The organism is Bradyrhizobium lablabi (genome assembly GCF_001440475.1).
In the GTDB taxonomy this organism is placed as follows: domain Bacteria; phylum Pseudomonadota; class Alphaproteobacteria; order Rhizobiales; family Xanthobacteraceae; genus Bradyrhizobium; species Bradyrhizobium lablabi.
On record NZ_LLYB01000036.1, the window covers coordinates 1 to 20,339 of the forward strand.

General features: G+C 63.8%; 16 protein-coding genes and 2 pseudogenes. 9 read left to right on the top strand and 9 right to left on the bottom strand.

Going from position 1 to position 20,339, the window contains the following annotated elements:
• Window positions 1-332, bottom strand: a pseudogene (locus CQ14_RS03185) (DUF2147 domain-containing protein); the annotation flags it as partial.
• Between the two features lie 330 nt (window positions 333-662).
• On the opposite strand from CQ14_RS03185, the gene CQ14_RS03190 reads away from it, so the two are divergent.
• The 3 genes from CQ14_RS03190 to CQ14_RS03200 all read left to right on the top strand — a co-directional run bounded on the left by CQ14_RS03190 (window position 663) and on the right by CQ14_RS03200 (window position 3,906).
• A complete protein-coding gene (locus CQ14_RS03190; protein ID WP_199805431.1) occupies window positions 663-1,358 on the top strand; it encodes a DUF2147 domain-containing protein in 696 nt (231 codons plus the stop codon).
• 383 nt (window positions 1,359-1,741) lie between these two features.
• Window positions 1,742-2,980, top strand: coding sequence for an extensin-like domain-containing protein (locus CQ14_RS03195; protein WP_057856532.1), 1,239 nt, complete (start codon window positions 1,742-1,744; stop codon window positions 2,978-2,980).
• Window positions 2,981-3,087: 107 nt separating this feature from the next.
• A complete protein-coding gene (locus tag CQ14_RS03200; protein ID WP_347337111.1) occupies window positions 3,088-3,906 on the top strand; it encodes a hypothetical protein in 819 nt (272 codons plus the stop codon).
• A gap of 1,199 nt (window positions 3,907-5,105) precedes the next feature.
• Here CQ14_RS03200 and CQ14_RS45630 read toward each other — a convergent pair.
• The 5 genes and pseudogenes from CQ14_RS45630 to CQ14_RS03225 form a co-directional block, all read right to left on the bottom strand.
• A pseudogene (locus tag CQ14_RS45630) lies at window positions 5,106-5,455 on the bottom strand (transposase).
• Window positions 5,456-5,533: 78 nt separating this feature from the next.
• Window positions 5,534-6,457: an FAD binding domain-containing protein gene (locus CQ14_RS03210; RefSeq protein ID WP_057856498.1), complete on the bottom strand. Its 924-nt coding sequence runs from the start codon at window positions 6,455-6,457 to the stop codon at window positions 5,534-5,536.
• The gene (locus tag CQ14_RS03215; protein WP_057856499.1) at window positions 6,454-9,144 is read right to left on the bottom strand and encodes a molybdopterin-dependent oxidoreductase; all 2,691 of its coding nucleotides are present in this window, start codon (window positions 9,142-9,144) and stop codon (window positions 6,454-6,456) included. The genes CQ14_RS03210 and CQ14_RS03215 overlap by 4 nt, the downstream gene beginning before the upstream one ends.
• On the bottom strand, window positions 9,141-9,797 hold the full coding sequence (locus CQ14_RS03220; protein ID WP_057856500.1) for a TetR/AcrR family transcriptional regulator: 657 nt from the start codon (window positions 9,795-9,797) through the stop codon (window positions 9,141-9,143). Before CQ14_RS03220 ends, CQ14_RS03215 begins: the two co-directional genes overlap by 4 nt.
• A 59-nt stretch (window positions 9,798-9,856) precedes the next feature.
• On the bottom strand, window positions 9,857-10,207 hold the full coding sequence (locus CQ14_RS03225; RefSeq protein WP_245320172.1) for a KTSC domain-containing protein: 351 nt from the start codon (window positions 10,205-10,207) through the stop codon (window positions 9,857-9,859).
• Window positions 10,208-10,414: 207 nt separating this feature from the next.
• Here CQ14_RS03225 and CQ14_RS03230 point away from each other — a divergent pair, with 207 nt between their 5' ends.
• Entirely contained in the window at window positions 10,415-11,548 is a 1,134-nt protein-coding gene (locus CQ14_RS03230; protein WP_057856502.1) for a mandelate racemase/muconate lactonizing enzyme family protein, read from the top strand.
• A 272-nt stretch (window positions 11,549-11,820) separates the two neighbouring features.
• On the opposite strand, the gene CQ14_RS03235 is transcribed toward CQ14_RS03230, so the two are convergent.
• Window positions 11,821-12,462: a TetR/AcrR family transcriptional regulator gene (locus CQ14_RS03235; protein WP_057856503.1), complete on the bottom strand. Its 642-nt coding sequence runs from the start codon at window positions 12,460-12,462 to the stop codon at window positions 11,821-11,823.
• Between the two features lie 181 nt (window positions 12,463-12,643).
• Between CQ14_RS03235 and CQ14_RS03240 the strand changes: the two genes are divergently transcribed.
• The 5 genes from CQ14_RS03240 (at window position 12,644) to CQ14_RS03260 (ending at window position 18,492) form a co-directional block, all read left to right on the top strand.
• Window positions 12,644-13,933 (top strand): HlyD family secretion protein, encoded by a 1,290-nt coding sequence (locus tag CQ14_RS03240; protein ID WP_057856504.1) that lies wholly within the window; start codon window positions 12,644-12,646, stop codon window positions 13,931-13,933.
• Window positions 13,934-13,983: 50 nt separating this feature from the next.
• Window positions 13,984-15,567 carry a DHA2 family efflux MFS transporter permease subunit gene (locus CQ14_RS03245; protein ID WP_057856505.1) on the top strand — a complete coding sequence of 528 codons (1,584 nt, stop codon included), beginning with the start codon at window positions 13,984-13,986 and terminating at the stop codon, window positions 15,565-15,567.
• A 333-nt stretch (window positions 15,568-15,900) separates the two neighbouring features.
• Window positions 15,901-17,703, top strand: a complete 1,803-nt coding sequence (locus tag CQ14_RS03250) for an ABC transporter ATP-binding protein (RefSeq protein ID WP_057856534.1) — start codon at window positions 15,901-15,903, stop codon at window positions 17,701-17,703.
• A gap of 43 nt (window positions 17,704-17,746) precedes the next feature.
• A complete protein-coding gene (locus tag CQ14_RS41840) occupies window positions 17,747-17,962 on the top strand; it encodes a hypothetical protein (protein WP_156434655.1) in 216 nt (71 codons plus the stop codon).
• Between the two features lie 92 nt (window positions 17,963-18,054).
• Window positions 18,055-18,492, top strand: coding sequence for a hypothetical protein (locus CQ14_RS03260; protein ID WP_057856507.1), 438 nt, complete (start codon window positions 18,055-18,057; stop codon window positions 18,490-18,492).
• Here CQ14_RS03260 and CQ14_RS03265 read toward each other — a convergent pair.
• Window positions 18,474-19,406 (bottom strand): DMT family transporter, encoded by a 933-nt coding sequence (locus CQ14_RS03265; RefSeq protein ID WP_063800291.1) that lies wholly within the window; start codon window positions 19,404-19,406, stop codon window positions 18,474-18,476. The genes CQ14_RS03260 and CQ14_RS03265 overlap by 19 nt on opposite strands.
• Window positions 19,407-19,479: 73 nt before the next feature.
• Complete coding sequence (locus CQ14_RS03270) at window positions 19,480-20,223, bottom strand: sulfite exporter TauE/SafE family protein (RefSeq protein WP_057856508.1); 744 nt, start codon at window positions 20,221-20,223, stop codon at window positions 19,480-19,482.
• Window positions 20,224-20,339: the final 116 nt, after the last annotated feature.

Sequence of the window (20,339 nt, forward strand, 5' to 3'; positions counted from 1 at the left end):
GCGGCCGCTACGGTTGTCTGCGCAGGCGCCGGCGCAGCAGGAGCCGCGGGCTGCGGTGCGGTCGCCTGGACCGGAGCCGGAGCCGCCGGTTTTGCCAGCGCGGCCGGCGCGACGTCATCGTCGTCCTTGCTCTTCGAGCCCATGCCCTTGAGGTCGATATTGCCAAGCGTGCCGTTGTAGCCGGGCGCGGTGATCTTGATGCAGGACAGAGCGTTGCAGTTGCGCGGCGCGTCGACACGAATGCGCTCGCCATTGACCTGGAAGGTGATGCCGCCGGCCTGCGCCGAGGTGCTGGCCATCAACAATGCGGCGAGGATGTAGAGCTTCTTCATGAGGGCCTCCCTGAGTGGCCTGTGAGCGCTAACGTTGAATGTGGGTCGACCCTATGCGGGAGCGAGGATGCGTTCTGTGATGCACATCACGTGACACCCGGCAGCAGCAGGGTCCGGCTCGGTGATTCAAATCACATCAGGTTGAAGTTCCCCGCGACTAGTTTTCCGCGATCACCTGCGGGAGGCTTCGATGAATGGTTTTGGTTTCTCGCTGTGCTGATGCTGCTCAGTTCTTCGGCCCACGCCGGCCGCTCGATTTCATTCAGCATCGGCGGTCATAGGGTGTACATCGAAGCCTCCAGGCATTGCCGCTCGGTGTCGTGCGCATCGATGTCAGTCTCCCGAAGCCTCAACTGGCGTCACAAGCGCGACCGCTATGGCGACGATCGCGATGTGGGCGTGGTGCCGGCGAGGCCAGTGCCGCCTGTACCACAGACGGTTTCGCCGCCCGCGCCGCCGGTGACCACGCCGCCGGCCAAGACCATCGTCACCGCACCGCCGCCGGCTGTCTACACCACGGCGGCATCGACAACTCAGACCGTCGAAGCGCCACCGCGAACTCTCCCGCCGGCCCAGCAGGCTTCGATTCCATTGCCGCCGCTTCCGCCGGTTGCGAAGCCGGTCGAGGTCGTGCAGCCTGCATTGCAGATTGAACACGTTGCGCATCAGGCCGAGGACGAGTCCTCGGATTCGCCGATCGGGGACTGGCAGACCGAAGGCAAGGGAATGGTGCGAATCACAAAATGCGGCAATGCACTGTGCGGCTATGCGCTCAGTGCTTCGTCCGAGAAGGGCGAGGCGATCCTGATCAACATGAAGCCGAAGACCGAGCGGCAATGGACCGGCAGTGTCTACAGCCAGGACAGTCGCGAGACCTATTACGGCACGATGTCGATCAAGGGGATCAACACGCTTCGCGTCGAAGCCTGCGCGCTTCTCCGCTTCTACTGCTCCGGCAACAATTGGAGCCGCGTGATGCGCCGTGCCGATAGTCTGGTGATGGTGTCTGCCGAGCCGCGCTCATAAGGCTCTCTTTTTTGACGCGTTTGCCATGCGCACGAAAACGCCCGATGGCGGAGGCCACCGGGCGTTCGGGTCCATTTGTCTGGACGGGTAGTTCTAGAACACGCCAAGCACAATCGCGGCGACGAAGGCAAATGCAACATACGCAGTTACAACGCCAAGTCTGCTAACGAGAGGACTTACGAAATCCATTGGGAACGCTCCCTGGGTTCACGTCGTGCCCGCACATAACACTTAAGGCTAGCAAAGCGTTCCCGGCCTAAAAAAGTCAGCGCTACTGTCCATCCGCCTGCTCTGAGCCGCCGGCAGCTCCAAAAACATGGTAAAAAATTCGTAAAATCAACATGTTGAAGAGTCTTTAAATAAATTAGTTGAACGTGCGCGCGATGACGCGCGGAGTTCGTTTGTATCTCGTCGGCTCCTTCGTCCTCGTCTCGCTAGCGGGTTGTGGCCGCGGATTTTTTCAGTCCGCCGAGCGCGAACCGTGGCGTGCCGAGGCTGAAGTCGCTTGCCTGAAGTCCGGCGCGGTCAAGGAGAGCGCGGAAGTGGTCCGGATCGACCCGATTTCCGGTCCCGGCGTGTGCGGTGCGGAATACCCGCTGAAAGTGGCGGCGCTCGGCGAAAACATCACCTCTTTCGGCTTTGCCGACGAAAGCCTGCGGCCTCCCGGCAATATCGGCCATCAGCCGCGCTGGCCGATCAACCGTGCGCCGGCGGCAGCTCCACCCCAGCAGAATTATTCGGGAAATTATCCGGGCAGCTATCCGGAACCGGCGCCGCGCCAGCCGAACTATGCCGCGCCGTCGAACGGCCCGATCTCGCTTTCCGCGCCGGGCGTCGCCATGCAGGAGGACGACATCGACCTGCCGCCGGAGGGCACGCCGTCATCGCGTAGCGGTGGTTATGCGGCGCAGCCATCCTATCCGCCGCAGGGCCGTTACACCGCGCCTTCTTCCGCGCCGTATTCGCAACCATCCTATCCGCCATCACCGGCCGCGCCGCGGCTTGGGCCCGCGCAAGGCAATCCGGTCAGCGCCTTCGGCCAGGTCTCGATGAAGCCGGCGGCGACGCTGGCGTGCCCGATCGTCTCCGCGCTCGACCGCTGGCTCACCGATTCCGTGCAGCCGGCGTCGATGCGCTGGTTCGGCGCGCGCGTCGTCGAGATCAAGCAGATCTCGGCCTATTCCTGCCGCGGCATGAACGGCAATCCGCATGCGCATATTTCCGAGCACGCTTTCGGCAACGCACTCGACATCGCGGCCTTTACGCTCGCCGACGGCCGCCGCATCACGGTCAAGGGCGGCTGGCGCGGCATGCCGGAAGAGCAGGGCTTCCTGCGCGACGTGCAGGCGACCGCCTGCCAGCAATTCAACACCGTGCTGGCGCCGGGCTCCAACTCGCACCATGAGGATCACATTCACGTCGACCTGATGCGCCGTGCCTCGCGCCGCACCATCTGCCAGCCGGCCGCGGTGTCGGGCGAACAGGTCGCCGCGCGCGCCCAGCGTAACCCCTATGCGTCACGCGATCCCTATTCGACAGGATCGCTCAAAAAATCCGTGTCGCGCTGGTTCGGCGGCCGCAGCAGCAAGGTCAACGACGAAGACGAGTTCGAGGATCATTAGAGCCGGTCGGATTCGTAGGATGGGTGAGGCGAAGCGATACCCATCAATCCCGTTCGTGAAGCGATGGGTTTCGCTAGGGCTCAACCCACCTACGGACACCCCCAGGAATGGAAAGTCCTGCCGCCGTCGGCAAGATTTTCCGGCACGCTGCCCTTGTCGAGAATGAGGACACCAGCCTTATCAATCATTTCCGCGCTGGCATGGCGATTGCTTCCACCCTTAAGTTGCTGAGGAAGGGTGTGTCCATGATTACGAGTATGGCCGGCGCCGGGAGCTATTTGCGTTCCACGCAAGCATTTCCATCGAAGACGACATTGACGCCGGCGGATGCGTTGCCGGTGGCAGATGCAGATGCAACCGCGGCAACAGGAAATGCGAAGCCGGGAATTCCAGTTTCAGCCGTCAAGGCACTCGACATGTCCGGTTTGAAGATCATGTCGGTCAGGGACAACCCCGAGCTTCGCGACCTGATGGCGTCGAATTGGTTGAGGATGCAAGCCGCTAACTCAGCCGCCGCCACTGATGTGCCCGATAATGCGCCGCAAAATATCTATGCGACCGTCAAGGTCAACGGCAAGGTCGTTGCGACCCTTTACAACGCCGGCTCTTCCGCGATGACGAACGATGCCGCAGGAAAGGTCGGAGACTGGCAAGACCCTCCCGGCCTGCTCGGCCCCGATCTGGCGCAATGGCGTGCGGAGCTTTTCGCGAAAGCTGTCGGCGGTACGGTCGAGAAGGCGCCCACGGCGATCACGCAGTCTGAATGGAAACCACGTCAGACGATTTCGACAGATTATACCCGCGCGCAACTGGACGCAGCCTTCGAAGCAATGATGGCGGAACGACAGACCGCCATCGCGCAGCGGTATGCGGGCTATTCAACTCCCCACGAATCCTCCGGCGGGTCTACAGACTTCAATGCCTGAGACTCCTCAATCCGCTGCTAATGAGTGCACGCGCAGTTACCCAGCCAGCCGCTCCAGCATGCACGCCGCCTTTCGTCAGTGCGTAGGATGGTTGGAGCGAAGCGGTATCCATCAATCCCGTTCGTGAGGTGATGGGTTTCGCTGCGCTCCACCCATCCCTCGGATCGCGCACAATCGACCAACGATCATATGAGCGGCCGCGCTCTCAAATAGTTGATTGAATTTCCTGAGCAATGGTTCCGACCTAACTATAAGGACCATTCATCCATTGAGGCGATGCACATGCTTGTGAGGCGATGCACATGCTTGCCGAAAAATTTATTTTGCTCCTGGAAACGATCAAGAGCCACAGCCACCCCGACGGGAGCCCCCGCGTGGTAAGTACCTCGCCCCATATCCCGGTCAAACTGCCCGCGGGGAAGTAAGCTTGGCATTGAAGCTTGCAGGATGGGTATCGCTGCGCTCCACCCATCCTGCAAACCGACTCAATGGCGCTTGCCCCAGGCGCCAATTGCGTCAGTCCATGTTCGTTGCCACTGTTCCGCGAATTGCATCCACAGCTGGATGGGATTCGCAGGTGCCTGCGTTGAGCCAAGGCCCGGCATGGACTGTAGCTTTGACAACATCGCCGATGGTGAAGCGGACATGGGATTTGGCAGTTTGATCTGCTCCTCCCAGGCGTCCATCAGTTGATCCATCGTTTTGATTTGAATTTCGGCGATGCTGAGCAACTGTGTGCGAGCGGCACCGACCACCTGTTCCGGCCATCCGAGTGCCGAGGCAGCCGCAGCCATCTGTTCGAGGACGCGTTTGCCGTTCTTTGTGTTGGTGTCGGCAAGCTCGTTGCGCCAGTCCGACAAAGACTTCAGCGCCGCGTTGACGCCGTCGCGCGCCTCTTTCGTAAGCCCAGAAACCGACGTGGGACTGAAGTCGCGAGGCTTGGTTTCCAAGAACTCCAAGGCCATAGCTGTGCTCCTCTTGTTGACGCCTCCAATTACCGCAGGCTGTTGCAGGGNTGTCCGTAAACCACATTGATGTAAGTCAATGGCGAGGGTGCCGCCCGGTGTGNGCCTGGACCGCAACGGCAGAAATCCGCAAGGGGGCAACACGGATCCCGCCCAAGGTGTTCCGGCCTCATCTGCGTGGTTCCAACTCGTAGGGCAGATTAGCGAAGCGTAAATTCGCCGCCCCGGCCGCGGTTACCGTCGTTCGCCGAAATCCCCGCTTGCTTCACCGTCACCTGCCCAATCAAGTGGGAATATTCGTGCGCGAACGTCCCGATGAAACGATGAGTATGGCCAGTCGCGCACGCGTGTTGCAAAACCGTGCTTTAGCGGGTTGATATAACAATACTCGACGTGGCGAGCATAATCCGCTTCGTCGCGTATCAGATGCTCCCAGAATCGTCGTTGCCAGATACCCCGCTCGTTACGCATTACACGAACCGAGTTGAGAGGTGATCGACGAGCAGGGTTTGACGACGGTCCAGCAGGTTGACGGTGAAGAACCAGCCCCCGCCGGGAACGAACGCGCGACGATAATTAGGCATGGCGTGCAGCGTAGCACGATGCCGGTGTATTCGAGCAACAGATGGCGGATTACGCTTCGCTAATCCGCCCTACGCTTCTCACGGCGCCAGCCCCTCCAGCAAATCGTGCACGACGCCCTTCAGCAGATCGAGCTTGTAGCCGGTCATCGGCAGCGGCTTTGCGCCTGATGTCGCTTGCCCGGCGGCATTGGCGAGCGCAGCCGCCGTGGCTTTCCTGTCCTGCAAGGCGGCTTCCACCGCATGCAGCCGCAGTGGCACCGGAGCGATGCCGCCGGCGGCGAGGCGCACGAACTGGAACGTGCCGTCCTTCACCACCGCGCGGGCGCAGACTTCGACCAACGGCCATTCGGCATGCGTGCGGCTGATCGCGCGTTTGTAGAGGGCGCGCTCGCCCTGCAGCGGGGAGGGAAGCTCGACGCTCTTGATCATCTCGCCCGGCTGCAACGCGTTGTCAGCGCCGCCGTTGGAGCCGTCGCCGAGGAGGTCGCCGATCGTCAGCGAACTTCTCTGGTTCGTCGTCACCGTTGCCTCATAGGCCAGCAGCGCTGCCGCCATGGTCGAGGGATGCGGCGCCACGCAGGGGCCGAGATCGAAGGCGACATGGTAGAGATGATTGCCCGATCGCGCCGGACAATCCGAACCGCCTTTCTTCAGGCAGGCGATATGCGGATTGCGGAAATACCAGCAGCGCGAACGTTGCGCGAGATTGCCGCCCAGCGTCGCGAGGTGACGGATCTGCGGCGTCGCCAGGCCTTGCGCGGAGACCGCGATGCCGGGATAGGCCGCGGCGAGGCGCACGTCGGAAGCGATCGCGGCAATGGTGGTGAAAGCACCGAGGCGCGCCCTGCCGTCGGCGTCCCAATGCATTCCGATCGTGTCGGATGCGGCTGATATGTCGATCAAGGGTCCGGTCGAGACGCCGCTGCGGCGACGCTCGGAGAGGTCGGTGCCGGCGGCGCGGAATTCGCTCGGCTGCATGGCGGTCACGGCTGTCGGTGTCATGCGGCGGCCCTCCCTTTGAGTGCGGCGACGAGACGGTCGGGACGGAGCGGCAGCTCGGTCAGCCGAACGCCGGTGGCGTTGCAAATGGCGTTGGCAACCGCCGGCGAGGTCGGCACGGTCGCGACCTCGCCGATTCCGACGCTGCCGCCGAGCACGTGATCGAATCCGCCCTGGTCGAAATGCACGTCGATCATGGGCGTGTCCGCGATTCCGGGAATGCGATAGTCCTCCATGCCGCCGCTGAGCACGTCGCCGGTGCGGGAATCGACTTCGCGTGCTTCATAGAGTGCGTAGCCGATGCCCTGGATGACCGCGCCGGCCGCCTGGCTGTGCGCCAGCGCGGGCGCTACCACCTTGCCGACCGCAATGCCGGTGTGCACGCTGACGACGCGGACATGGCCGAGCCAGGTGTCGACTTCGACTTCGACGACCTGCACTGAACTCGGCACGCCGGCGCCGATCGCAAGGTTGGAGAAGCGCCGCATCATCCAGCCGAAGATCCAGCCCAGCAAGCCGACCTGCTTGAGCGGTGACTCAATTCCCGGCGCCATGCGCCTGGAATCTTCCGGCCGTACGCTGGAAACGGCGAGGTCGGGCGAAGCGGCGAGCATTTCCCGCCAGGGCGCATTGGAGCCAGGGACCGGCTGCCGTTTTGTGCTTTGCTGGATCGCGGTCTTCAACTGTTCGATCGCCAGCAGCATCGGCGGGATCACCGACGCCGTGACCCGGCTGCCGCCGGAGCCCGGACCTTCCGGCAATCTTGAATCGCCGATCCTGACCTCGACCTCATGCGGCTCCAGCCCGAATTCGCGCGCCAGCGTATTGGCGATCACGGTGCGGGTGCCGGTGCCGATATCCTGCGTCGCGGTGCTGGCGACGAGGCGCCCGCCCTTCACCGCCACCTCGACCTTCGAGCCGGGCTGCCACAGATAAAGCCAGTAGCCGGTGGCGACGCCGACACCGCGGCGATAGCGGCCGCTTTGCGCGGCGACCGGTTTGCGGTTGCGCCAGACGTCAAGGCTCGAGGCCCAATCATACAGTCGCTGGCGGTTGGGATCGGGATCCCAACGCTTGCGCAGCGCGATCGGGTCGAGCTTCATGCGCAGCGCCGCTTCGTCGATCGCCTGTTCCAGCGCAAACGCCATCGGCGGCCCGCCGGGACCGCGGAAGGGTGCGCCGGCCGGCAAATTGCTGATGACGTCGAAATCGGCGAGCTCCTTTGCTTCCGCCGGATAGATCAGGCGCGCCAGCGCGGCGATGGTCGAATTGGTCGCGGCTCCCGTATCGGCGTAGGCGGTCAGCGAAAGTGCTTTCAGTTCGCCTTGCTCGGACGGCAGCAACGCAATCTTCATCTCGGTCGCCGGCCGATAGCCGGTGACCGAAAGCTCCTCGTGCCGGTCATAGGCGACGCGCACCGGCGCCTTGGCTTCGCGCGCCAGTTCGATCGCGGTGGTCGTTTCCACGCCGAGCGAAGCCTTCGACCCGAAGCCGCCGCCGACATGGTCGGCGATCACCCGCACCTTGTCGTGGCCGAACTTGTAGCGTTTGGCGATCATCTCCATCACGTGAAATACCGCCTGCGTCGACACATGCACGGTGAGCCGGTCGCCGTCGAAGCGCGCCACCGCCGCATGTGGCTCGAGGCAGGCATGCTGTTGCGTGCCGGTGCGGAAGATCCCTTCCACCAGCAGCGGATTGTTCGCGGCGCGCGCGCCGTCGACCCAGCTCCGCACCTTCTTTGGCTTTTTGGAAAATGCCGCCGACGGTCCGCGGACATTGCCCTTCCACGCCGCGGGCGCACCGCCGCCTTCGGAGACATTGCCGGCCTTCTTGCGCGCGGATTTTTCGAACACGACGGGGGCATCGGCCTTGCGCGCTTCATCGAGCCCGACCGCGGATGGCAGGGGCTCACCCTTGAATTTGATTGCGGCGATCGCGGCCAGCGCCGTTCTGCGATCCCTGGCCGCGACGGCTGCGATGGGCTCGCCGACATAGCGGACGATGCGGTCGTCGCCGAGCAGCGGGATTGCGGCGCTCACGCCGGCCACGGCGCGCGCGGGGGCGAGATCGAGTTCGTTGATGCGCGCATGCGCGAACGGCGAGCGCAGGATCACGCCTTCGAGCTGGCCGTCATGATGGATGTCGACGGTGTACTTCGCCGATCCCGTCACCTTGTCGCGCGCCTCCATGCGCGGCGGCAGGATGTCGCTGCCGTCGAAGCGGCCGGCGCAGGCATCGGCCACCGCACGGAAGATGCCGTCATAGGCGCCGCAGCGGCAAAGATGCCCGGACAACGCCCCGCCGATTTCCTCGCGCGAAGGCACGGCCGTTCCCTTTGTCGCGCGCCAGCGGTCGTGAAACGCGACAGCCTCGACGATGAAGCCCGGCGTGCAGAAGCCGCATTGCAACGCGTCGTGCGCCATGAAAGCCTTCTGCACCGGATGCAGTTTTGCCGCGCCGATGCCTTCGACCGTGGTCACGTTCCTGTTCGCGGCTGATCGCGCCGGCATCAGGCAGCTCACGGCAGGCGCGCCATCCACCAGCACCGTGCAGGCGCCGCAGACGCCGGCCCCGCAGACGAGCTTGGTGCCGGTGAGGTCTAGCGCGTCGCGCACGACGTCCACCAGCAGCGCATCGGGATCGTCGGGGAGGGGCGCGAGCCTGCCGTTGATCGTCATGGTGCTCATCTGCGATCTCCAGGTTTGCGGGAGGATTTTTTGTCGGGCTTCGGTTTGGTCGCGCGCGGTCTCGCCGGGCCAAGGGCGCCGGCGATCAGCGTGCGCAGCATGATTTCCAGATCCTTCAGGAAGGCGTCAGCCGGCTGCATTGCGGGGTAGGCGGATTTCGTGCCGTTGACGGCCATCTCGACGCATCGCGCAAGCTCGCGCGGCGTCATGCCGGCGTTGAGAACGAGGCCCCGCTTGCGACAGACCCGGGTGATCGTCGCGGCGATCTGATCGGCATAGGCGGTGGCATATTTCTGATAGAGGTCGCGCGCCTGCAGGAGATGCTCGGAGAACAGCTCTTCAACATGCGGCGAGCCGTCGAGCGAAGCAGCCAACTGCCCGAGCTTGGCGGAGACGGACGCGACGAGAATATCGGCGAGGCTGCCGCCGGCCTTTTCCGCCGCTGCGGCCGCCGCGATCTCGGCGGCGAGCGCGTCCTCATGCAGCCGCTCGATCACGGCGCGGAACAGCGCTTCCTTGGATTTGAAATGATGATAGAGCGCCTGCCGCGTCAGGCCGGCAGCCTCGGCCGTCTGCTCGATCGACGAGCGCCGAAAACCGTGCCGGCGAAACACCAGCATCGCGGCATCGAGAATGCGGGTACGCGGGCCCATTTGACGATTTTGACAAAAGAAGACGAAATGTCAAATCACGTCGAAGCGAGGATGCGATGTCACTGATATGACGGCGCTTTGTGCATCCGGCAGCCGTAAGGTCCGTTGCCGTCGTGGCCGGCCGCGTTGATGTTGGCATTGAAGTACTGGCCCATCGATGGCGCGTTCAGCAGCGCATCGATCGTCTCCTTCGGCACATCGCAATATTGCTGGTAGGCCGCGTAGCGCTGGACCAGCATGCGCCGGCTCTCGGCGTCGTAGCACACCCGGCTGATGACGCTGCTGCGGGTGACTTCCTGACAGGTGAACGGCGCAAGATCGATCGGGCCGCGGCCCTTGACGTCAACGATCTCGGCTTCCTCCCAATGGGCGGTGAAAAGCAGCGCGAGCATGAAAGCGAGACGGGTCACTTCGTTTCTTGCACCAGCATCGGGGACGCAGAAGTCTGCACCCTGACCGGCGAGACAACAAGCGCCAACTGCTGGCTTTCGCGATCCCGGCGGCACCTATCTGAAAGAGAGACCGTTGCGTCATCGGGGGTTTTCGTCTTCGGCCGGTCCGCCTATCGTTGCGGCCAAGCGGGCTGCATCCAAAATCCCGCGGTGGAGAGCCGGGTCATGAAAATCAGGAACGTTCGCGCCCATGTCCTTGAAGCGGCCCTCTCGCAGCCCTTTGCCTACTCCCGCGCCTGGTACGACACGCGTGCCGCCATGGTGGTCGAAGTCGAGACCGAGGACGGCCTGATCGGTTGGGGCGAATGCTACGGGCCGGCGCGGATCACCGCGGCCGCGGTCGCGGGCATCGCGCCGTTACTGATCGGCGAGGATCCGCTGCGAACCGATTTTCTGTGGCGGAAAGTCTATTCCGCGCTGCGCGATCACGGCCAGAAGGGTGTGGTCATCGAGGCGCTGAGCGGCATCGATATCGCGCTCTGGGATATCAAGGGAAAATTTTTCGACGTCCCCGTCCATCAACTGCTCGGCGGTGCGAGCCGGAACGAGGTGCAGGCCTATGCGACGGGACTCTACCGGCGCAAGTCCGGCGATCCGATGCGTTATCTGCCGGATGAGGCCGCGGGCTACGTCGCGGAGGGCTTCAAGGCGGTGAAACTGAAAGTGGGTTTCGGCGTGGAGGAGGATGTCGCGGTAACGCGCGCCGTGCGGGAGGCGATCGGGTCCGGCATTGCGCTGATGGTCGATGCCAACCACGCCTATGATGCGACAGCGGCGATCCGTCTCGGCCGGATGATCGAGCGCTACGACATCGGATGGTTCGAGGAGCCGGTACCGCCCGAGGATCTCGCAGGATACCGCGAGGTGAAAGCCGCGATCTCGATTCCGGTCGCGGGCGGCGAATGCGAATTCACGCGGTTCGGCTTCCGCGATGTGCTGGTGTCACGCGCGATTGATATCATCCAGCCCGACACCTGCGCGGCGGGCGGACTTTCCGAATGCAGGAAGATCGCCGATATGGCCGAGACATTCGGCGTCCGGTACAACCCGCACGTCTGGGGGACGGGGATCGCGATCGCCGCGTCGCTGCAACTCCTTGCGGTGCTGCCATCGCACACGCCGCGGTCGCTGGCGCCGCTCGAGCCGATCCTGGAGTTTGACCGCACCGAGCATCCGATCCGCCAGGCGATCCTCACGAGGCCGATCGAACATTCGGGCGGTCTCGTCGCCGTGCCTGACAGCCCCGGGCTCGGCATCGAGATCGACCGCGATGCGCTGACACGGTTTGCGGCGAGGTGAGGGGCTGTTAGCCCGTTAACGGCACACGACACCGTCCCGGGATGCGCCGCGTTTGCAAAATGAACGCGTCAGCCGGGATGCAGGAAGAGTGCGAGCAGGAGAATGATCGGCAACGGAATTCCGACCAGCCAAAGAAGTACGCTTTTTAAAGACATGATCCCAACCTCCCGCGCGCGGCATAACGGTCGATCGGGACTTTGGTTCCCAGGCGCCATAGCGTCTGGGAAGTGCGCAGGCTTTAGGACAATGATCGGAAAAAGGGGAGGACGCTTCTACCGCGGCTTCGCCCGATACGTCTGCAGGAAGATCCGCGTCGCGCTGTCGACGACGCGCGCGATGCGCTCCGCCGATGGCGCAGGCTCGGCCTGGAACACGAACGGCAGGAACAGCGTCGCCTGGCACATTTGCAGGAACTGCGCGGCCGCAAGCTGGCAGTCGTCGATGGCCAGATCGTCCGGCCGGACATGCGCCTGCAGATAACCGGCAAGACGGTTGATCGTCTTCGCCAGCACGTTCTCATAGAACTGGCGCCCGACATCGGGCATCCGTTCGGCGATCGCCATCACCGTGCGGATCGACGATCCGCCGCCCGGGCGGCATATCGACCCGATATAGGCCTGGCCGAATTCCCGCAGCGTGGTTTCGACATCGCGTTTGGGATCGACATTGTAGGCAATCTTGCCCTTTTCGAGCGCTTCGTCCTCGACGATGGCTTCGAACAGCCGGCTTTTGTCGGCGAAGTAGACGTAGAGCGTGCCCTTGGAAACGCCGGCGGCGCGGGCAATCTCATTCATGCTGGCCCCATCGAAGCCCAGATCCATGAACACCTTTCGCGCCCCGTCCAAAATCTGGCGGCGCTTGGCGCTTTCCTCCTCGCCCAGGAGATGAATGGGGTTTGATGTGGATGCAACCATTGGTTTATCTTCTCGCGAAAGAATTCAACCCGTGATGCAGGCCGGCGGCTGGTTTCGCTTTACGGTCAATACTCCTGATTGGTTATCTTGACCGAACCGTTCGGTCAATGCTACATTTTGTCTCGATGGTGCCGTCGCGAGAGCGCGCCGGCGCCGCGTCACTAGTATGGGGAGGCCGGTGATGGCCGGTGCGAGAGATCAGGCCGCGCGCGTTGTTCGCACCGGACCTGAAACGGCGGAGGAAGAGGCCGAGGTTGCGGCCCAGCTGCGCGCCGTTGCCGCTGAAGAGGCAAGGCGCCGCTCTGCGGAGGCGCCCGGCGCGCCGGCAACCGAACAGCCCGTTGCATCGCCGGCCGGCACCTCCGCGGCTCCAGCGGCGAAACCGGGCAAGCGCAAATTCGTCATGATGGGTGTGCTCGGCTTGCTCGCGCTCGCGGCCGCCGCTTACGGCGTCTACTTCGTTCTCGTCGGCCGCTTCTACATCTCGACCGACGATGCCTATGTGCGCGCCAACAACACCACGCTCGGCGCCCGGGTATCGGGTCATGTCGCGGCGATCCTGCCGCGCGACAATTCGCTGGTTCGCGCCGGCGACGTGATTTTCAGGATCGATGACGGCGACTATCGCATCGCGGTGGAAGCCGCGCGCAGCAGGATCGCGACGCAGGAGGCGGCGATCGACCGCATCGGCCGTCAGGTAACCGCGCTCGAAAGCGCCGTCGAGCAGACCAAGGCGCAGCTCGCTTCCGCGGAAGCCGCGATGAAGCGCGCCGGTCTCGATTTCGACCGCCAGCAGACGCTGAGCACCAAGGGTTTTGCCTCGCGCGCCGCCTTTGAGGTCTCCGAAGCCAGTCGCGATCAGGGCGCTGCTGCGGTGAGGTCCGCGCAGGCCGCTTTTGACGCCGCGCGCGACAATGTCGAGGTGACGAAGGCGCAGCAGGCCGAGGCCCGCGCGCAGCTCGCGGAATTGCAGACCCAGCTGGCCAAGGCGGAGCGCGATCTCGCCTTCACCTCGGTGCGCGCGCCGGTCGACGGCACTTTCTCCAATCGCCTCGTCAATGCCGGCGATTTCATCCAGGCCGGGCAGCGGCTCGCCAATATCGTGCCGCTCAACGACGTCTTCATCGATGCCAACTACAAGGAAACCCAGCTCAAGCGCATCCGTCCGGGCCAGCCCGTGACTATCTCGGTTGATGCCTATGGTCATCGCAAGTTCGCCGGCGTCGTCGACAGCATTTCGCCCGCGGCGGGCTCGGTGTTCACGCTGCTGCCGCCGGACAACGCCACCGGCAATTTCACCAAGATCGTGCAGCGGCTGCCGGTTCGCATTCGCGTGCCGAAGGACGTCGCCAAACAGAACCTGCTGCGCGCCGGCATGTCGGTCTACACCACCGTCGATACCCGCGAGGGCGCGGCCGACGCCGACAGCGACGCGGACCTCGACGCGCCCGGGACGGTCCAGCCGAAGTAACTTTTCCTGAAGCTCCGATCGCGAGTTCGGAGCTTGCCCGCGAGTTGACCATGGCCGACGCCACCACCGCATCGCCTTCGACGACGAATGCCGCGGCCGATGACCACATCCCGCCACGGCGGCTGTTTACGTTTCTGATCATGGTGTTCGGGATGTTCATGTCTATACTGGACATCCAGGTCGTCTCGGCGTCGCTGCAGCAGATTCAGGCCGGTCTTTCCGCCAGCTCCAGCGAAGTGTCGTGGGTGCAGACGTCCTATCTGATCGCGGAGGTGATCGCGATCCCGCTTTCCGGCTTCCTGTCGCGCGCCTTCGGCACGCGTCTGTTGTTTGCGATTTCCGCCTCCGGCTTCACCGTTGCCAGCTTCTTCTGCGGCTTTGCCTCTACCATCGAGCAGATGATCCTGTGGCGCGCGATCCAGGGATTTTTGGGCGCGGGCATGATCCCCACCGTGTTCGCATCCGCCTACACGGTGTTTCCGCGCTCCAAGTTTCACATTGTCGGTCCCATCATCGGGCTGGTCGCGACGCTGGCGCCGACCATCGGGCCGACGGTCGGCGGCTTCATCACCGACATGATGTCGTGGCACTGGCTGTTCTTCATCAACATCGTTCCCGGCATCGGCATCACCATCGGCGTGTGGCTGCTGTGTGATTTCGACAGGCCGAATTTTGCGCTGCTCGAGCATTTCGACTGGTGGGGCCTCTTGTTCATGGCGGGCTTCCTCGGCACGCTCGAATATGTGCTGGAGGAAGGACCGCAGTCGCAATGGCTGGAAGACACCTCGGTGGCGGTATGCGCGGCGATCTGTGCGGTCTCGGCCATCGCCTTTTTTTGGCGCGTGCTGACCGCGCGCGAGCCGATCGTCGACATCAGGACCTTTACTGACCGTAATTTCGGCGTCGGCTGCCTGATCTCGTTCTGCGTCGGCATCGGGCTTTACGGCCTTACCTACATGTATCCTCGCTATCTCGCCGAAGTGCGCGGCTACAGCCCGCTGATGATCGGCGAGACCATGTTCGTCTCAGGGATTGCCATGTTCTTCACTGCGCCGATCGTCGGGCGGCTGATGGCGAAGTACGACATGCGCTATCTGATCGCGATCGGCCTGGTGCTGTTCGCGCTCGGCTCCTACCAGATGACCTGGATCACCAAGGAATATGATTTCTACGAATTGCTGATCCCGCAGATCCTGCGCGGCATGGGCATGATGCTGGCGATGGTGCCGACCAATACGATCGCGCTCGGCACGCTGGCGCCGGAGCGGGTGAAGAACGCCTCCGGCCTCTTCAACCTGACGCGCAACCTCGGCGGCGCGGTGGGCCTGGCCGTCATCAACCAGGTGCTGAACGAGCGCACCGACCTGCACATTGCCCGCCTGCACGATCGCGTCACCTGGGGCAATGCCACCGCGGTCGAGACCCTCAACATGTTCACCCAGCGCCTGCAGGGCATGGGCGATTCCGCGCTGATGGCGATGAAGCAATTGTCGCAGATCGTGCACCGCCAGGCCGTGGTGATGGGCTATGGTGACGCTTTCTTCATGCTGACCGTGTTCTATTTCGGCCTGAGCGTGCTCGTCCTCACGCTCAAGAGGCCTTCCGCCACCGTGATCGGCGGCGACGCGCATTGAGCGAAGATGCAACCACGCGCGATCACGCGGATGTCATGTTGCAAATCACCCGTGATGCATTTATAAGCTGCGCATTGTCGCTCGAACCGGGGAGATTTGCATGATTTCGATGTATTCGCAGATCGCGTCCTCGCGTCCGATGCTCGTGCTGGTTTTTCGGTCGCGTTGCTGAGCGCGATCTCCGCCGGCGCTGATCGGGACTGACGCCCGATCTTTCCAAGCTTCCCAACGACTTAACGACAGTTTTCAACGACGCATGCGTCTGGCCTCTGGCCGTCGCGCCGTCATTTCAGATGGAGCCGGCGTGTGCCCTGCGCGCAGCCGGATGACGCCATGACCGTTCATCAAGACAAGCGTCCCGCCGCGGTTCGCGTGGTCATCCCGTTCGTCTTCCGCCACTGGCTGCAGCAGCCCGGCCGCGCCGCCATGGTCTCCGGCGGCCTGCTCGGCGCGACCGCGGCCGACCTGTTCATGCCGATCTTCTCCGGCCGCCTGGTCGATGCGCTGACCTTGGGTACTTCGGACCCGGCGGCGCGCCATGCTGCGTTCGTTGCCTTCGGCGGCATCGTCGCGCTGGGCCTGATGTCGATGATCCTGCGGCTGACCGGGCTGCAGGCGATCGTGCCGTTCACGCTGAAGACGATGTCGGACGTGTCGCGCGACGCTTTCGCCCGCGTACAGCGCTTCTCGACCGACTGGCACGCCAACTCGTTTGCCGGCTCGACCGTGCGCAAGATCACGCGCGGCATGTGGGCGCTCGATCTGCTGAATGACACGCTTTTGATGGCGCTGCTGCCGTCGCTGCTGGTGCTGGTCGGCTCGATGATCCTGCTCGGGCTGCACTGGCCGGTGTTGGGCGCGGTGATTGCGGTCGGCACCGTGATCTATGTCTCGATGACGATGGCGTTCTCGGTGAACTACATCGCGCCGGCCGCGCGCGTCTCCAATGCATGGGACACCAAGGTCGGCGGCACGCTGGCCGACGCCTTGACCTGCAACGCGGTGGTAAAGTCCTTCGGTGCGGAAGCGCGCGAGGACGCGCGGCTGGCCGGCGTCATCAGCCGGTGGCGCACGCGCGTGCGCAGGACATGGTACCGCTACAACTATACGAGCACGGCGCAACTCGCGGTGCTGCTGTGCTTCCGCGCCTCCGTGATCGGCGGGGCGATCCTGCTGTGGATCGCCGGCCGCGCCACGCCGGGCGATGTCACCTATGTGCTGACCAGCTACTACATCATTCACGCTTATTTGCGGGACGTCGGCATGCACATCAACAATCTGCAGCGTTCGGTCAACGACATGGAGGAACTGGTTGCGATCCATGGCGAGCCGATCGGCATTGCCGATGCGCCGGATGCCAAGCCGATCGACATCCAGGGCGGCCGCATCGTGTTCGACGACGTGACGTTCCATTACGGAGGCCATATCGCGCCGCTGTATGACGGCCTGTCGGTGGAGATCCGCGCCGGCGAGCGGGTCGGCCTGGTCGGACGTTCCGGCTCCGGCAAGACCACCTTCGTCAAGCTGGTGCAGCGCCTCTATGACGTCAGCGGCGGAAAAATCCTGATCGACGGCCAGGACATCGCGCTGGCGACGCAGCATTCGCTGCGCAGCCAGATCGCGATCGTGCAGCAGGAGCCGATCCTGTTTCACCGCACGCTGGCGGAAAACATCGCCTACGGCAGGCCGGGCGCTAGCATGGCGGCGATCGAGCAGGCGGCGCGGCTCGCCAATGCGCATGAGTTCATCCTGCGGCTGCCGAAAGGCTACGGCACGCTGGTCGGCGAACGCGGCGTCAAACTGTCGGGCGGCGAGCGGCAGCGCGTCGCGCTGGCGCGCGCGTTCCTGGCGGATGCGCCGGTCCTTATCCTGGACGAGGCGACTTCGAGCCTGGATTCGGAATCGGAAGGCTTGATCCAGCAGGCGATGGAGCGGCTGATGAAAGGCCGCACCTCGATCGTGATTGCGCACCGCCTGTCGACGGTGCGCAGCCTCGACCGCATCCTGGTGTTCGACCGCGGCGAGATCGTCGAGCAGGGCACCCATGCCGTGCTGACGACGCGCCCCGGCGGCATCTATCGCGGCCTGTTCGAGCTGCAGGCCACCGAGTTCGGCCGCATCACCGCGGCCGAGTGAGGTTTCCAAGCGCGGTGGACATTTGTCAGAAGTAATGTCTCGCATGATCAAGCCGGACATGCGGCCGCGCCGCCGCCTCAACGCCTCGCGGAAGCGTGCTCTACAGGCCGCGACGGTGAGCGTATTCCTGCAGCAATATGGTCGAAAAGCTCAACGGGGCGTTGAGCCAAACGACCGCCGCTATAGTCGCGACGTCGAGAAGGCCCTGAAGCGATTGAAGCCTGAGGAATTCGATTTGCTGATACGGGAAGACGAATAGCAACGTCTCGGCGAGCCGATGGCGGCAGGCTACCGGGTTCGCCTGCATCCCGGCGGCCAGGCAAGAGGGCGTATCTGTTGCGGAGCTGCTCGATGCCGGAATATATTTCCGGCATCGAGAGGGCTCGCGCGATGGGCTGGTTTCGAAAAGATTCGCAGCCGGATATCTGGGAAATTGCCGGCGATGAGCCGCTGGACGATATCGCCGCGGCCCACAGGATTCGCGACATCTGCGCTGCCGCCGGCGCCATCGCGGAAAAGATGGCGGCCGGTGGCCGCGATGCCGAGAAGGACCGGGCTGTCGACGCCGCGCGATATCAGGCGGCGATCAAATACGCGCTCGAAATCGCCATGAAAATCTCCGACGACGCCATGCGTGACGTCTCGCTCGGCCAGATCATCAGGCTATGCGTGAAGGTTGACCATCTGAAGACCGCGCGCGTGCTGGTTCGGGCCATCCATTCGGAAAGGACCCGGGCCGAACTGATGGCCGATCATCCGGTGCTCAGGGATCAGGACGCCGCGAGCTGAGGCGGTTCGTGGTCCCGCTGTGGCGCTGCGGGCGCGGCCTTGCCGCGCGTGCGCGTCGAGATCGCGACCGTCACCACGACGGCTGCGGCAAACAGCAGGATCTGCAGCGTGATGGTCTCGTCGTTGAAGAACGCAGCCAGCGCGAAGGTCACGAAGGGCTGCAGCAACTGGACCTGTGACACCCGCGCGATTCCGCCCAGCGCAAGGCCGGCGTTCCATGCGAAGAAGCCGATCCATTGCGAGAACAGCGCGACGTATAGCAAGCCGAGCCACGGCTTCAGGGCGATCTGGCTGACATCGGCAGGCATGGTCAACGCGGCCGCCGGGATCGACAGCGGCAGTGCGATGACCAGAATCCAGCTGATGACCTCCCAGCCCGGCATCTGCGCGGTGAGCCTGCCGGAAAACGCGTAGCCGATCGCAGCGACAGCGACGGAAGCGAACAGGAACAAATCACCGGCGACGAGGGCGCCGCCGCCTTGCCGCAGTGCAAACGCGATCACCAGCGCGGCGCCCGCCACGGAAGCGATCCAGAACAGCGGCCTCGGCCGCTCATGGGTGACGGCGACGGCGACCAGCGCGGTGGCGATCGGTAACACGCCGAGCACCACGCCGCCATGCGAGGCGTCGACCCGCTGCATTCCCATCGACATCAGCAGCGGAAACAGCACGGCGACGCAGAGCATGGCGATCACGAGTTGCCCCCACAGCGCGCGGGACGGCAGCGGGCGGCGCAACACCAGAAGGAGCACCAGCGAGCACAGGCCGGCGATTGCGGTGCGCAGCGAGGTCAGTGCAATCGGATCAATTTCCGCAACGGCAATCCGCGTCGCCGGCAGCGTGCCGCCGAAGATCGCCATGCCGATGAAGCCCAGCACCAGGCCGAGACGCTCGCGCGAAGCAGGGGAGCTCATGATGCGACTGGTTAGCCGCTTTGCCGGTGAGCGTACAGCAATCTACTCGGAGCACATGGCGGCTATGCGCCCTTCATCTCGGAGCAATGCTGCTCCACACCAATACGACGCCGGACATAAACAGCAGCGCCAGCACGACATCGTAGAAATTGCGGTCGTTCAGCGCGTGGTAGGTTCGCATGCCGAGTTGGGCGCCGATCAGCGTGCCGGGTAACGCCAGCATCGCCAGCCAGAGCACATCCAATTTCACGAAACCGCTGGCAATTTGCAGGATCAGCGCGGCGCCGAGCACGCTGCCATTGAAGATCTGAAAAACGCCGCGGCGCTGGTCCTTGGTCCAGCCGCGGATGCTGGCCCACAGGGTTGGCAGCGGGCCCGACAGGCCGGCAAGGCCGCCGAGAATGCCGCCGGCAAATCCAACACATACATCGGCGATGCGACCGCCAAAGTGGAACGCCATCGGCTTGCGGATAAAATAGAGGGCCGCGGGAAACACCAGCAGCATGACGCCGACGCTCAGCTTGAAGACTTGCGGATCGGCGCGCGCCACCAGCAGCGCCCCGATCGGCATGCCGATGAGACCGCCGGCGACAAAGGGCAGGGCCAGCTTGAAGTCGATCACCTTCCACATCGACGGCAATGTCGAGATCTGCGAACTGACCGAGCAGATCAGCACCAGCGGCACGGCAATGGCCGGCGGCAGGATATAGAGCCAGATCCCCAGCGCCATCAGCGCCGTGCCGAAGCCGGAGAGTCCGGAGACAAAACCGCCGGCGAGTGCGCCGGCAAGCAGGATTGCATAGGTGGTAACGTCCACTCTTCTCTTTCCTTCCGTCATTCCGGGGCATGCGCAGCATCGAACTATGGTGCGCAACTGCGCACCTGAGAATCTCGAGATTCCGGGTCCGGTCCTTCGGACCATCCCGGAATGAC